The following is an 11,743-nucleotide window of genomic DNA, read 5'->3' on the forward strand; positions in this document are numbered from 1 at the left end:
CTTGCCCCGTGCGGCGATCCCGCCCGGATTGCGTGTTCGTCAGTGCCTTAGAAAACATGCGCGTCTGTCGCGCGCTATACCAAAAGAGTCAAGGCAGGAAGGAGTATGCAAGCAGCACCGGATTAGATTTTTGAGAAATCTCCGTGACGTCCCGCACCATCCCGGAAACGTCCGGCACCGGCAGTGCCTTCCCTTCGGATCGCTTCGGTCCCATTGGCCCATTCTACCTTCAGAGCTTCACGAACGGGCATGCCACGGGTCTCGATGATTGAACGGCGGTCCGCCAACACGGCCTCCTGAGGGAAGCGGGCGATTTCATGGGCCATCGCTTCGGCGACCGCACGTGCTTTGCCATCCGGCGCGATCTTTTCCGCCAGACCGATACGATAGCATTCCTCGGCTTCAACCTTTCGCCCCGTCAGTGCGATCTCCAGCGCCTTGCCCTGTCCCACAAGCCTCGGCAACCGCACCGTTCCGCCATCCATCAAAGTTATGCCCCAGCGCCGGCAATACACGCCCATATAAGCTGTTTCGGCCATCACCCGGATATCGCACCACAGTGCCAGCTCCATCCCTCCCGCGACAGCTGCCCCTTCAATCGCGCCGATAACCGGCTTGGACAACTCCAGACGGGACGGCCCCATAGGACCCAGTGTTGAGGGTGCTGAACCCAACGGAAAGGCGTGCTTGTCCATGTAGCGCTGAAGCAGGTCGGGATCGGATAGCGTCGCGGCCATCTTCAGATCCCACCCCGCGCAGAAGTTGCCACCTTTGCCCCAGAAAACTGCGGCTTTGGCCGGGCTTTCATCGAATTCCAGAAATGCCTCCATCAGGGCCTTGGCGTGGTCTGCATCCACTGAATTCCGTGCTGCTGGCCTATCATGTACGATGGTCCATACGTCTTCGTTTTTTTCGATTGAGACGGTCACAAGCTTCCCTCCCTTGAAACTGCTGCCCCAAGGGAAACCGTTATGCCGTGTCTGTCGCATGTAACGCCACGGCACGCGCCGAACTGACCCTGCGTAATTAGCTGTTTCGCTGTGTGCGCAGTTTGGCGAAGTAGTCCAACCGCTTTTTCAGCTCTCTCTCGAACCCGCGTTCGACGGGCTGATAAAGAACCGGGCGTTTCATCGTTTCCGGAAAATAGTTCTGCCCCGAAAACCCATCCTCGGCATCGTGGTCGTAAGCGTAGCCCGCGCCGTACCCCTGATCTTTCATCAATGAGGTTGGCGCATTCAGGATATGCTTGGGTGGTGGTTCACTGCCGGATTGCTTGGCCAGCCTCATGGCAGCTTTGTAGCCAACATAAGCACCGTTCGATTTCGGCGCGAGCGCGAGATAGACAACGGCCTGCGCCAGGGCAAGCTCACCTTCGGGGGAACCCAGCCGCTCATAGGTCTCCCAGGATTGCAGACAAACTGCCTGCGCCTGAGGGTCGGCCAGCCCGATATCCTCGACCGCCATGCGGGTAATGCGGCGCGCCAGAAACCGGGGATCCTCGCCTCCGGTCAACATCCGGGCAAACCAGTAAAGGGCCGCATCGGGATCTGACCCTCGGACCGACTTATGCAGGGCTGAAATCAGGTTGTAATGCTCGTCACCTGATTTGTCGTACTTTGCCGCGCGTTTCATCAGACGGGTGGACAAAGCATCCGGGTCCAGTGACTTCTCGACTTTCCAGGCAGATACCTGCTCTATCAGGTTGAGCAGCGTGCGACCATCGCCGTCCGCCATCTCGTGCAGCGCGTCGCGCGCGGCGGGCGTCAGTGGCAGGGCTCGACCAAGTTCCTTTTCAGCCCTTTGGGTCAGTCGTTCAAGATCGCTCAAACTCAGCCGTTCGAGCACCAAAACCTGTGAACGGCTCAGAACCGCCGCGTTCAGCTCGAACGAGGGGTTCTCGGTCGTCGCCCCGACCAGAAGAATGGTGCCGTCTTCCATATGTGGCAGGAATCCATCCTGCTGCGCCTTGTTGAACCGATGAATCTCATCAACGAACAGCAGAGTTCCCTTGCCGTTCTGCCGGCGCAGTTTGGCTGCCTCGAATACCTTTTTGAGGTCAGGGACACCCGTGAAAATCGCGCTGATCTGCACGAAATGCAGGTCGGTCTCGCTGGCCAGCAGACGTGCGATGGTCGTTTTACCAACCCCTGGCGGCCCCCAGAAAATCAGACTGGAAAGGCTGCCTGATGCAAGCATCACGCCCAATGGCGCGTCCGGCCCAAGAACCTGTTCCTGCCCGATCACCTCTGCCAAGATTTGCGGCCGCAACCTGTCGGCCAATGGCCGATGGGGTTCAGCCGCAGGCTCAGCCGTACCGGTGTCGAACAGATCGCTCACAGGGTCACAGCCGGAACCGCAGGGACACGATCTGACCGCCACGCAGTACGTCCATCTGCAACCGGCGCCCCGGCTCGGTCAGCACGGAAACCACATCTCCGGAGCGTTCCATCTCTTCACCATTGATGGCCTTCAGCACATCCCCGACCCTCAGACCAGAACGCCCCCCATAAGGACCGGGATCAACAACGACCACGCCGGTCTGAGACAGCAACAAACCCATCCGCGCGATCAGCGCCGGGTTGACCCGTGCCACCGTGAGGCCGGGCATGACCGTGTCCTCATCCAGCGTCGTTTCTTCGGCGGGTGGCGTTTCCGGGGCCTCGATAAGTGCCACGTCGATCTCTGGCTGTTCCTCACCACGCAGCAGCGTCAGGCGCGATGTACCCCCAACACCGGCAATGGACATGCGGAATTTCATCTCGGCCGGAGAGTTCACCTCATCTCCATCCACATGGGTAATGATATCCCCGACCTTCAGCCCAGCCTCGGCAAGTGGGCTGAGATCGTGCAAGTCCGAAACCACTACCCCCAAAGGCAAAGCCAGACCCAGCGACTCCGCAATATCAGCACTCATATGTTGTCCCGCCATGCCGGCCCACGGGGTGACAAAGCTGTCATTGCCCGCTTGCGCCTGGCGCAGGAACTCCGCCACCAAATTGGCCGGTATCGCAAACCCGATGCCATTCGAACCACCGGATCGAGACAAGATCGACGTGTTGATGCCTATTAAATCTCCGTTCACGTCGATCAGCGCGCCACCAGAGTTACCCGGATTGATCGGTGCATCGGTCTGAATGAAGTACCCACGTGCATTCCCGGTCGCCGTACCAGTACGCGCCAGTCCAGAGATGATCCCTGACGACACTGTCTGCCCCACCCCGAACGGGTTGCCGATGGCCAGTGCAAGCTCGCCTACTTCAACATGATCAGAGTCGCGCATGTTCAGCGACGGCAGGCCTTCTGCTGCGTTCAGACGCAGGATCGCGATGTCACTCTCCTGATCCCCCAATACAACTTCGGCCGAAAATTCACGGCGATCCGTTGTCACCACCCGGATTTCGGTCGCTGTTCCCACGACGTGATAGTTTGAGACCACATATCCATCGTGAGTCAGAATGACCCCCGACCCCAACGAGTTCTGCACGCGGGGTTGTGGTGCACCGAAACCACCACCAAAGAAGTCCTGAAAAAACGGGTCCGAGAAGAACGGGTTCGCCCGACCCTGCCTGACGATCTTGGCATAGATATTCACCACCGCCGGTGAAGCCTGCTTGACGACGGGCGCAAACCCCAGACTGATCTCGGACTGGCTTTGCGGAACCCGGGTTTCGGCGGCGGCGGAAAACGCCCCCAACAGCAAAACAAGCGAACACGCGATTTTCCGCATCATCAGTCCTCCGGCACCTTTGCTCATCGGATATGCGGGGCTGACGGCGGGAATGCAAGCGGCTTGGGCTAAACACTTATTGGAAAGCAACTTCCCAAGTTTGAGGTATAGTGAGAGAGCAGTCATTTTTTGAAAGAGAATTACATGCACCAGGATCGTGAACTGACATTCGTATCAGCCGTTACAAGCCATCATCAAAAGCGGCATTTCACCCCGGATGAGCACGCGCATGAATACTATCAGACTTCATTGCTCAGCGCCGTGATGCAGGGTGTCTATGATGGCACTGTGTCCATTGATGAACTTCTGAAACATGGCGATTTCGGTCTGGGCACCTTCAATGCGCTGGATGGAGAGATGATCGTTCTCGACGGCATCGCTTATCGTCTGGATGGAGACGGCAAGGCGACAATTGCGCAAGGCAACGAGCTGACACCATATGCAGCGGTCATAAACTTCGAACCTACAGTGTCACTCGCACTGGAAACGCCTGTCGAAAAACAGGCCTTCGAAAACGGGCTGGATTCCATCGCCGAGGCCAGAAACCTGTTCTATGCGGTGCGCTTTACCGGGCTGATCAAACACATCAAGTATCGGAACGTTTTGCGGCAGGAACGCCCCTACAAACCACTGCTGGAAGTCGTGAAAACTCAGGCCGAGTTCGAATTGAGTGAAACCGAAGGTACGATACTGGGGTTCAGATGCCCTGACTACGCCGTGGGCATAGGCGTGCCCGGCTATCATCTGCATTTCATCTCCAGCGACCGCTCAACCGGCGGTCATGTCCTGGACTACACTCTGACCAGCGGCCAGATCGAGATCGACCACACATCGTCGCTGCATCTGGAACTTCCGGAAACCCGAGATTTTTCAGACGCCAACCTGTCAGCCGGAGCTTCGGCCGATGGTATACTGAAAGCGGAAGGCGACTAGATTCCACAAGTTCGCGAAGCGCGACTTATTACCTTGTCAGTGCAACAAAAAACCCCCGCGCCTTGGGCACGGGGGTTAGAAATCAGATCTGGATCGATCTTATTCTTCGTCTGCTGCCTCTGCGGCGGCAACGCGGGCTTTGTCAGCCGCGCCTTTGGCGTCAACGTCACGATCAACGAATTCGATGATCGCCATCGGAGCCATGTCGCCATAGCGGAAGCCAGCTTTCAGGATGCGGACATAACCGCCCTGACGCTCGGCATAGCGGGGGCCAAGAACTTCGAACAGCTTTGCGACGTCTTTGTCTTCTTTCAGCTGTGCTGCGGCCTGACGACGGGCGTGCAGGTCGCCGCGCTTGCCCAGGGTGACCAGCTTTTCGATGATCGGGCGCAGTTCTTTTGCCTTCGGCAGAGTTGTTTTGATTTGCTCATGCTCGATGAGCGAGCCAGCCATGTTCGCAAACAGCGCCTTGCGGTGCTCATGAGTACGGTTCAGGCGGCGGTAACCACGTGCGTGACGCATTTTCTAGTTCCTTCTTTCGCGTTTTGCTTTGTCTGGCCGGCGATGCGTGTCACCGGCTCTCCTTGGGGCGGAAGTGCCCATATGGTCCCCGGCAGCCCGGGCATTGGGGAAGACGCGCTTAGAACGCGTCTTCGAATTTCTTCGCCAGATCTTCGATGTTGTCGGGCGGCCAATCCTCGACATCCATGCCGAGGTGCAGACCCATGCCTGACAGCACTTCCTTGATCTCGTTCAGCGACTTGCGGCCGAAGTTCGGGGTGCGCAGCATCTCAGCTTCGGTCTTCTGGATCAGGTCGCCGATGTAAACGATGTTGTCGTTCTTCAGGCAGTTTGCCGAACGGACCGACAGTTCCAGCTCGTCTACTTTCTTCAGCAGCAGCGGGTTGAATTCCAGACCATCGTCTTCGTCCTGGCGGCCAGCCGATTCCGGCTCGTCGAAGTTGACGAAGATCGACAGCTGGTCCTGCAGGATACGTGCGGCAAAGGCCAGCGCGTCTTCCGGAGTGATCGAACCGTCGGTTTCGATCTTCAGGGTCAGCTTGTCATAGTCCAGAACCTGACCTTCACGGGTCGGCTGAACGTCATAGGCAACCTTTTTGACCGGCGAATAGATCGCATCGATCGGGATCAGGCCGATGGGCGCATCTTCGGGTTTGTTCTTCTCAGCCGAGACATAGCCCTTGCCGGTGTTGACGGTCAGTTCCATGAACAGGTCGGCGCCATCGTCCAGGTGGCAGATGACGTGATCGCGGTTCAGAACCTCGATGCCGGCGCTTTCGCTGATGTCGCCTGCGGTGACAACTGCGGGGCCTTTAGCATTGATCGACAGGCGCTTGGGGCCTTCGACTTCCATGCGCAGGGCAACCTGCTTGAGGTTCAGGATGATGTCGGTGACGTCTTCACGAACGCCTGCGACGCTCGAGAACTCGTGCAATACGTTGTCGATCTGAACGCTGGTGATGGCCGCGCCTTGCAGCGAGCTCATCAGAACGCGGCGCAGCGCGTTGCCCAGAGTCAGACCAAAGCCGCGCTCCAGCGGCTCGGCAACCAGAGTCGCCTGACGCGCGGGATCGTTGCCCGGCTTGCCTTCCAACTGGGTCGGCTTGATCAATTCTGCCCAATTCTTATGGATCATGTAATCCCTCCATTCCTGTCCGCGCCCCATGACCAACAAGGTGCAGACGCCCGAGGTTTAAAATGACGTGCTGGGGCCGTGTAAAAACACAGCCCCAGCTCAATTCAAAATCGCTTAGACGCGGCGGCGCTTCGGCGGGCGGCAACCGTTGTGAGCAATCGGTGTCACGTCACGGATCGACGTGATGTTGAAGCCCACTGCAGCCAGCGCGCGCAGAGCCGATTCACGACCCGAACCGGGGCCCTGAACTTCGACTTCCAGCGTCTTGACGCCATGTTCCTGCGCCTTTTTGCCTGCATCTTCTGCAGCCATCTGAGCGGCGTAGGGGGTCGATTTCCGCGATCCTTTGAAGCCCATGGTACCGGCAGACGACCACGAGATGGCGTTGCCCTGTACGTCCGAGATCAGGATCTTGGTGTTGTTGAAGGTCGAGTTCACATGGGCAACGCCCGATGCGATGTTCTTACGCTCTTTGCGCTTAACGCGAGCCTTATCACGTGCCATCAGTCAGACCCTCCCTTATTTCTTCTTACCAGCAATGGCCTTTGCGGGGCCTTTGCGGGTACGAGCATTGGTGTGGGTACGCTGACCACGAACCGGCAGGTTGCGGCGGTGACGCAGACCGCGGTAGCAGCCCAGGTCCATCAGGCGCTTGACGTTCATCTGAACTTCACGACGCAGATCACCTTCAACGGTGAAGTTTTCGTCGATGTACTCGCGGATTTTCAGAACTTCGGCGTCGGACAGTTCGTTGACGCGACGGGTCGCTTCAATGCCCACGGCTTCGCAGATCGCTTTGGCCGAGGTGTTGCCGATACCGGTGATATATGTGAGGGCGATAGGTACCCGCTTTGCAGTCGGGATGTTTACGCCGGCAATACGTGCCACGTGTCACTTTCCTTTTTGTTGCGGTTCCGTAGCTCCGGAACCTTTTTTCACAACACTTGATCTTGGCAGTGACGCCAGAGGATCCAGCATTTGTACGAGGTAGTTGCGACAATCAGGACGAATCCCGAATGCACAGTTGATTCCCAAAAGGGATGGGGGTCGATATGGGCTTTTGGCGGTGCCGTCAAGCCCATTTCAGATTTAGCCGAGAACAGCCTCGATCGAAGCGGTCACTTCGTCAATGCTGGCCAGACCATTGACCGGGCGCAAATCGCCCTTGGCGTAGTAGTAGCCGATCAACGGAGCAGTTTTCTTGTAGTACTCCATCAGGCGGATGCGAACGCTCTCTTCATTGTCGTCTGCCCGAACAGGTTCACCAGCAGCGCGTGCCTCTTCGGCCCGGTTGACGATGCGCTTGACCAGCGTTTCGTCATCAACACGCATTTCGATCACGGTGTGCAGCGACTGACCCAGCTTGGCAAGCAGAGCCGCCAGCGCGTCGGCTTGCGCCAGCGTGCGTGGGAAGCCGTCAAAGATAAAACCAGCGCCTTTTTCGGTCATCAGCTTTTCTTCGATCAGGCCGATCACGATCTCATCGGTGACCAGCTTGCCCGCATCCATGATAGCCGCAACCTTCTTGCCCATATCGGTGCCCGAGGTCTTGGCTTCGCGCAACATGTCGCCGGTGCTCAGCTGGACCATGCCGCGTGTCTTGACCAGGTGTTGCGCTTGCGTCCCTTTACCTGCCCCCGGGGGGCCCAACAAAATGATGTTCATCGACGAGCGGGTCCCTTCCTGCCGCGTTTCTTGCTTTTACCGCGCAGCTGGGACTTTTCGATAAGCCCTTCGTATTGATGCGCCAGCAAATGGCTCTGGACCTGTTGGATCGTGTCCATGGTCACAGAGACGATGATCAGAACCGACGTGCCGCCGAAATAGAACGGGATGGCAAACTGGTTCCGCAGAATTTCCGGCAACAGACAGACCAGCGCCAGATAGGCCGAGCCCAGAACCAGCACACGATTGACCACGTATTCCAGATACTCTGAAGTTTTCTTGCCGGGACGGATGCCAGGCACAAAACCGTTCTGCTTTTTCAGGTTGTCTGCAACATCGTCCGGCTTAAACGACACGTTGAACGTGTAGAAGTAGGCAAAGAAAACGATCATGGCAGCGAAGAACAGCAGATAAAGTGGCTGCCCGGGGCCAAAGTTGGCCAGCAACCAAGACATGACCGGTCCATTCGTTGCGCCCGACGAGAAGGTCGAGATCGTCACCGGCAACAGCAGCAGTGAGCTGGCGAAGATGGCAGGGATAACACCTGCGGGGTTCACCTTGACCGGCAGGTGGCTGGAACCACCCTCATAAACCTTCATGCCGACGTTACGGCGCGGATACTGAATATGGATCTTGCGCAGTGCCCGCTCCATGAACACCACGAAGGTGATGACTGCAATCACCATGACGATGACGCCAACGATGACAGCTGGGCTGATCGCGCCCGAACGGCCAGAAGCAAAGAACTGTGCCAGTGCTGCAGGAACCTCGGCGATGATGCCGACGAAGATAATCAGCGAGATACCATTACCGATGCCACGCGCGGTGATCTGTTCACCCAGCCACATCAGGAACATTGTGCCCCCGACCAGCGTGATCATGGTCGACATACGGAAATAGAGACCGGGATCAGTCGCAAGGTCACCCGATTCCAGCGAAACAGCCAGGCCATAGGCCTGAACAGTGGCCAGAGCCACGGTGCCAAAGCGTGTATACTGGTTGATTTTCTTGCGCCCTTGCTCGCCCTCTTTCTTGAGTTGCTCAAGCGCAGGAACCATCGCAGTCAGCAGCTGCACGATGATCGAAGCCGAAATATAAGGCATGATGCCGAGGGCAAAGATGCCCATCCGCCCCAGTGCCCCGCCGGTGAACATCGAAACCATGCCGCCGATGCCTTGCCCCGCCTGCTCCATGAACTCGCGCAGCGCTTGTCCGTCAATCCCCGGCACCGGAATAAAGGTGCCCAGACGATAGACGATCAGCAATGCAAGCGTGAACAGGATGCGGTTGCGCAGATCGGTGGCTTTGCCAAGGGCAGCCCAGCTTGTGTTGGCCGCCATTTGTTCTGCTGCTGATACCATAAATCGGTCTCTCTTGTGAAAACGCCGCCCGGAACCGTTTTCCGGCTCGGACGGCGTCTTGGAAAACTCTGAAGTCTATGTAAGCGGGTCTTCGCCCGCTCACAAGCGCTTACTCTGCCGCAGCAGCTTTTGTGACTTTCAGTGAACCGCCCGCTTTTTCAACTGCCTCTACGGCAGCTTTCGAAGCACCGGTGACTTCCAGGTTCACTTTGGCGCTGATTTCGCCTTTGGCCAGAACGCGAACACCGTCCAGTTTGCGACGAACCAGACCGGATGCAACCAGTGCGTCCTCGGTGATCGCAGCTTTGGCGTCCAGCTTGCCGGCGTCGACGAATTTCTGGATCAGGCCCAGGTTGATAACAGCGAATTCCTTGCGGTTCGGCTTGTTGAAGCCACGCTTGGGCAGGCGCTGGTACAATGGCATTTGGCCGCCTTCGTAGCCATTGATGGCCACACCCGAACGGGATTTCTGGCCTTTGATACCACGGCCACCCATTTTACCTTTGCCGGAACCGGGACCACGACCAACGCGGGTGCGTTTCGGTGCGGCGCCAGGATTGTCGCTCAATTCGTGCAGTTTCATATCGCTTCTCCTAAGCCGGATGTGACCCCCGAAGCGTGATGGGCCAAACACGGCATTTCTTGGTTTTGATTCTCGCAGCCCATACGGCCACCGAGCGCGTATAGACGGATGACATCTGTGATTCAAGAGGGTTGCAAACCTTGCACCATGGGTCACGTGCCCTTGAATGCCCGGCACTTGTTCCGATTGCCGGATCAGTGTCGACAACAACACTTTGTGCGAATGGCGATCCCGGAAGGACTCGAACCCTCAACCTGCTGATTAGAAGTCAGCTGCTCTATCCAGTTGAGCTACGGGACCGCTGGGCCCTTCTTGATGGTTTTAGCGACCGGGTTCAAGAGCCAAGCGCATGAATGCGCTGTTCGGGTCGTTGGTATAGCCGAAGATTGGTTCACAATAGGAATAACCAAGCGCTTCATAGAGTTTGCGCGCGGCATCATATTCGGTCAGGTGCGCTGCGCCAGTCTCAAGCACCAGTGCCGAAACCCCCTCGGCTCGCGCCAGTTCAGCAAGGTGATTCATCATCACCCGGGCCAATCCACGACCACGCGCTTGCGATATTATGTGAACCGATTTCACCTCGGCCGTTCCATCCGGCAGTGTCTTGAGCGCGCCACAGCCGAGCGGCTGGTCGGACTCATACAGTGCCCAGAACCGAGTGCCCGGCCCCGCCAGCGAGTCGGCATCCATAGTGTGATTGCTTTCTGCAGGCCCCGCCGTCTCACTATGAGCAAAATGCGCCTGCACCACCGGACGCAGATCGTCCGAAGTAGGATCGGCCTCGCGGATATCGATCATGCGATGTGTCTCGCTCAATGTGTCCAGGGACTGCGGCGGTCTGTGGCGAAGTTTTCGCCATAGCCCCGTGCGCGCAGGTTCGGTTTGCGCTTATGAGGCTCGCTGACCTGCACCTCGATGCCATTATCCTTGGCATAGTCCAGCGCTTCTTCCTTGGTGTCGAACTTCAGGCGCACCTGAGTCTGCGTGTCGTCGGACGATGTCCAGCCCATCAGCGGATCAACCTCACGCGCTGACGCGGGTGCATATTCCAGAACCCACTTGTGGGTCTTGGCCATGCCCGAAGTCATCGCATTCCTTGCAGGCTGGTAAATCCGTGCGCGCATGTCGCCTCTCCGTACTCACTTGGCTGACGTTGTTTATGCGTCAGAGCGTGCGCTGGGACAAGACAACAATTGTCACAGCAAGCTTTCGTGCCTCGCCCTCTCGCACAAGACCACTGATGTCAGAAACTGTCATCAGTCTACGCTATCTTTCTGATCAATCCAAAACGAGGACACCACGATGATCCATCATGAACGAAGACTGGAGATCGACACCAACCCCGAAGCAATCTGGATGGTTCTGAGCCGCTTCATGCATATCGACGAATTCGCGCCACAGGTCACAACCGTAGATGCATTGACGAACGGCAAGGATGGCGTCGGATCAAAGCGGCGCTGTCACTTTGAGAACGGAACTTCACTGGTCGAAGAGGTCACAGACTGGCGACCCAATCAGGGCTACGGCGTCCGCTTGTCCGAGATGCCGGCGATGCCCTTGACTGAGGCACATGCAGCGATTGCCATCGAGCCACTCGCAGATAGTCGTTCGCGGGTGGTCTGGAGCATGGATTACCAGATGAAGTACGGCCCATTGGGCTGGCTGTTGGGGCAAACGCTATTGAAAGTAATGATGGGTCGGGTGCTGGACAGCAATCTGAAAGCACTGGCTGAAAAACTGCGCACAGACCGGGTCGCGGACGCCCAGTTTGCCTTTTACTGAAACTTTGGTTTCTAGACCGGATCAGCCCTTGCAGT

General features: G+C 57.4%; 14 protein-coding genes and 1 tRNA gene. 2 read left to right on the plus strand and 13 right to left on the minus strand.

The window, feature by feature from the left end; all coding sequences use genetic code 11:
• Positions 1-122 precede the first annotated feature (122 nt).
• The 3 genes from GOX61_RS06380 to GOX61_RS06390 all read right to left on the minus strand — a co-directional run bounded on the left by GOX61_RS06380 (position 123) and on the right by GOX61_RS06390 (position 3,730).
• On the minus strand, positions 123-929 hold the full coding sequence (locus GOX61_RS06380; protein ID WP_170332204.1) for a crotonase/enoyl-CoA hydratase family protein: 807 nt from the start codon (positions 927-929) through the stop codon (positions 123-125).
• 97 nt (positions 930-1,026) lie between these two features.
• Positions 1,027-2,337, minus strand: a complete 1,311-nt coding sequence (locus tag GOX61_RS06385; protein ID WP_170332206.1) for a replication-associated recombination protein A — start codon at positions 2,335-2,337, stop codon at positions 1,027-1,029.
• A gap of 4 nt (positions 2,338-2,341) precedes the next feature.
• The gene (locus GOX61_RS06390; RefSeq protein ID WP_170332607.1) at positions 2,342-3,730 is read right to left on the minus strand and encodes a trypsin-like peptidase domain-containing protein; all 1,389 of its coding nucleotides are present in this window, start codon (positions 3,728-3,730) and stop codon (positions 2,342-2,344) included.
• A gap of 141 nt (positions 3,731-3,871) precedes the next feature.
• Between GOX61_RS06390 and budA the strand changes: the two genes are divergently transcribed.
• Positions 3,872-4,660: an acetolactate decarboxylase gene (gene budA / locus GOX61_RS06395; RefSeq protein WP_170332208.1), complete on the plus strand. Its 789-nt coding sequence runs from the start codon at positions 3,872-3,874 to the stop codon at positions 4,658-4,660.
• A gap of 99 nt (positions 4,661-4,759) precedes the next feature.
• Here budA and rplQ read toward each other — a convergent pair whose 3' ends face one another.
• From rplQ to GOX61_RS06445, 10 genes are all read right to left on the minus strand, one after another.
• Positions 4,760-5,182, minus strand: coding sequence for a 50S ribosomal protein L17 (gene rplQ, locus GOX61_RS06400; RefSeq protein WP_155150040.1), 423 nt, complete (start codon positions 5,180-5,182; stop codon positions 4,760-4,762).
• Between the two features lie 118 nt (positions 5,183-5,300).
• Positions 5,301-6,317 carry a DNA-directed RNA polymerase subunit alpha gene (locus tag GOX61_RS06405; RefSeq protein ID WP_058276312.1) on the minus strand — a complete coding sequence of 339 codons (1,017 nt, stop codon included), beginning with the start codon at positions 6,315-6,317 and terminating at the stop codon, positions 5,301-5,303.
• A gap of 114 nt (positions 6,318-6,431) precedes the next feature.
• Entirely contained in the window at positions 6,432-6,821 is a 390-nt protein-coding gene (gene rpsK / locus GOX61_RS06410; RefSeq protein WP_170332210.1) for a 30S ribosomal protein S11, read from the minus strand.
• Between the two features lie 15 nt (positions 6,822-6,836).
• Positions 6,837-7,205, minus strand: coding sequence for a 30S ribosomal protein S13 (gene rpsM, locus GOX61_RS06415; RefSeq protein ID WP_170332212.1), 369 nt, complete (start codon positions 7,203-7,205; stop codon positions 6,837-6,839).
• 201 nt (positions 7,206-7,406) lie between these two features.
• Positions 7,407-7,982, minus strand: coding sequence for an adenylate kinase (locus GOX61_RS06420; RefSeq protein ID WP_155150038.1), 576 nt, complete (start codon positions 7,980-7,982; stop codon positions 7,407-7,409).
• Positions 7,979-9,343: a preprotein translocase subunit SecY gene (gene secY / locus GOX61_RS06425; protein WP_155150036.1), complete on the minus strand. Its 1,365-nt coding sequence runs from the start codon at positions 9,341-9,343 to the stop codon at positions 7,979-7,981. Before secY ends, GOX61_RS06420 begins: the two co-directional genes overlap by 4 nt.
• Positions 9,344-9,452: 109 nt before the next feature.
• Entirely contained in the window at positions 9,453-9,926 is a 474-nt protein-coding gene (rplO, locus tag GOX61_RS06430; RefSeq protein WP_155150034.1) for a 50S ribosomal protein L15, read from the minus strand.
• A gap of 223 nt (positions 9,927-10,149) precedes the next feature.
• A tRNA-Arg gene (locus GOX61_RS06435) sits at positions 10,150-10,226 on the minus strand.
• 21 nt (positions 10,227-10,247) lie between these two features.
• Positions 10,248-10,742 (minus strand): GNAT family N-acetyltransferase, encoded by a 495-nt coding sequence (locus GOX61_RS06440; RefSeq protein WP_367646943.1) that lies wholly within the window; start codon positions 10,740-10,742, stop codon positions 10,248-10,250.
• Positions 10,739-11,050: an ETC complex I subunit gene (locus GOX61_RS06445; protein WP_155150030.1), complete on the minus strand. Its 312-nt coding sequence runs from the start codon at positions 11,048-11,050 to the stop codon at positions 10,739-10,741. The genes GOX61_RS06440 and GOX61_RS06445 overlap by 4 nt, the downstream gene beginning before the upstream one ends.
• A gap of 178 nt (positions 11,051-11,228) precedes the next feature.
• On the opposite strand from GOX61_RS06445, the gene GOX61_RS06450 reads away from it, so the two are divergent.
• The gene (locus tag GOX61_RS06450) at positions 11,229-11,708 is read left to right on the plus strand and encodes an SRPBCC family protein (RefSeq protein ID WP_170332217.1); all 480 of its coding nucleotides are present in this window, start codon (positions 11,229-11,231) and stop codon (positions 11,706-11,708) included.
• The last annotated feature ends 35 nt before the right edge of the window (positions 11,709-11,743 follow it).

The organism is Ruegeria arenilitoris (genome assembly GCF_013030265.1).
GTDB classification, from domain to species: Bacteria; Pseudomonadota; Alphaproteobacteria; order Rhodobacterales; family Rhodobacteraceae; genus Ruegeria; species Ruegeria arenilitoris_E.

Excerpts from the sequence above, each read along its gene's own strand:
- GOX61_RS06390 (WP_170332607.1), bottom strand. The coding sequence starts at position 3,730 with ATGATGCGGAAAATCGCGTGTTCGCTTGTTTTGCTGTTGGGGGCGTTT.
- budA (WP_170332208.1), top strand. The coding sequence starts at position 3,872 with ATGCACCAGGATCGTGAACTGACATTCGTATCAGCCGTTACAAGCCAT.
- rplQ (WP_155150040.1), bottom strand. The coding sequence starts at position 5,182 with ATGCGTCACGCACGTGGTTACCGCCGCCTGAACCGTACTCATGAGCAC.
- GOX61_RS06405 (WP_058276312.1), bottom strand. The coding sequence starts at position 6,317 with ATGATCCATAAGAATTGGGCAGAATTGATCAAGCCGACCCAGTTGGAA.
- rpsK (WP_170332210.1), bottom strand. The coding sequence starts at position 6,821 with ATGGCACGTGATAAGGCTCGCGTTAAGCGCAAAGAGCGTAAGAACATC.
- GOX61_RS06420 (WP_155150038.1), bottom strand. The coding sequence starts at position 7,982 with ATGAACATCATTTTGTTGGGCCCCCCGGGGGCAGGTAAAGGGACGCAA.
- secY (WP_155150036.1), bottom strand. The coding sequence starts at position 9,343 with ATGGTATCAGCAGCAGAACAAATGGCGGCCAACACAAGCTGGGCTGCC.
- rplO (WP_155150034.1), bottom strand. The coding sequence starts at position 9,926 with ATGAAACTGCACGAATTGAGCGACAATCCTGGCGCCGCACCGAAACGC.
- GOX61_RS06445 (WP_155150030.1), bottom strand. The coding sequence starts at position 11,050 with ATGCGCGCACGGATTTACCAGCCTGCAAGGAATGCGATGACTTCGGGC.
- GOX61_RS06450 (WP_170332217.1), top strand. The coding sequence starts at position 11,229 with ATGATCCATCATGAACGAAGACTGGAGATCGACACCAACCCCGAAGCA.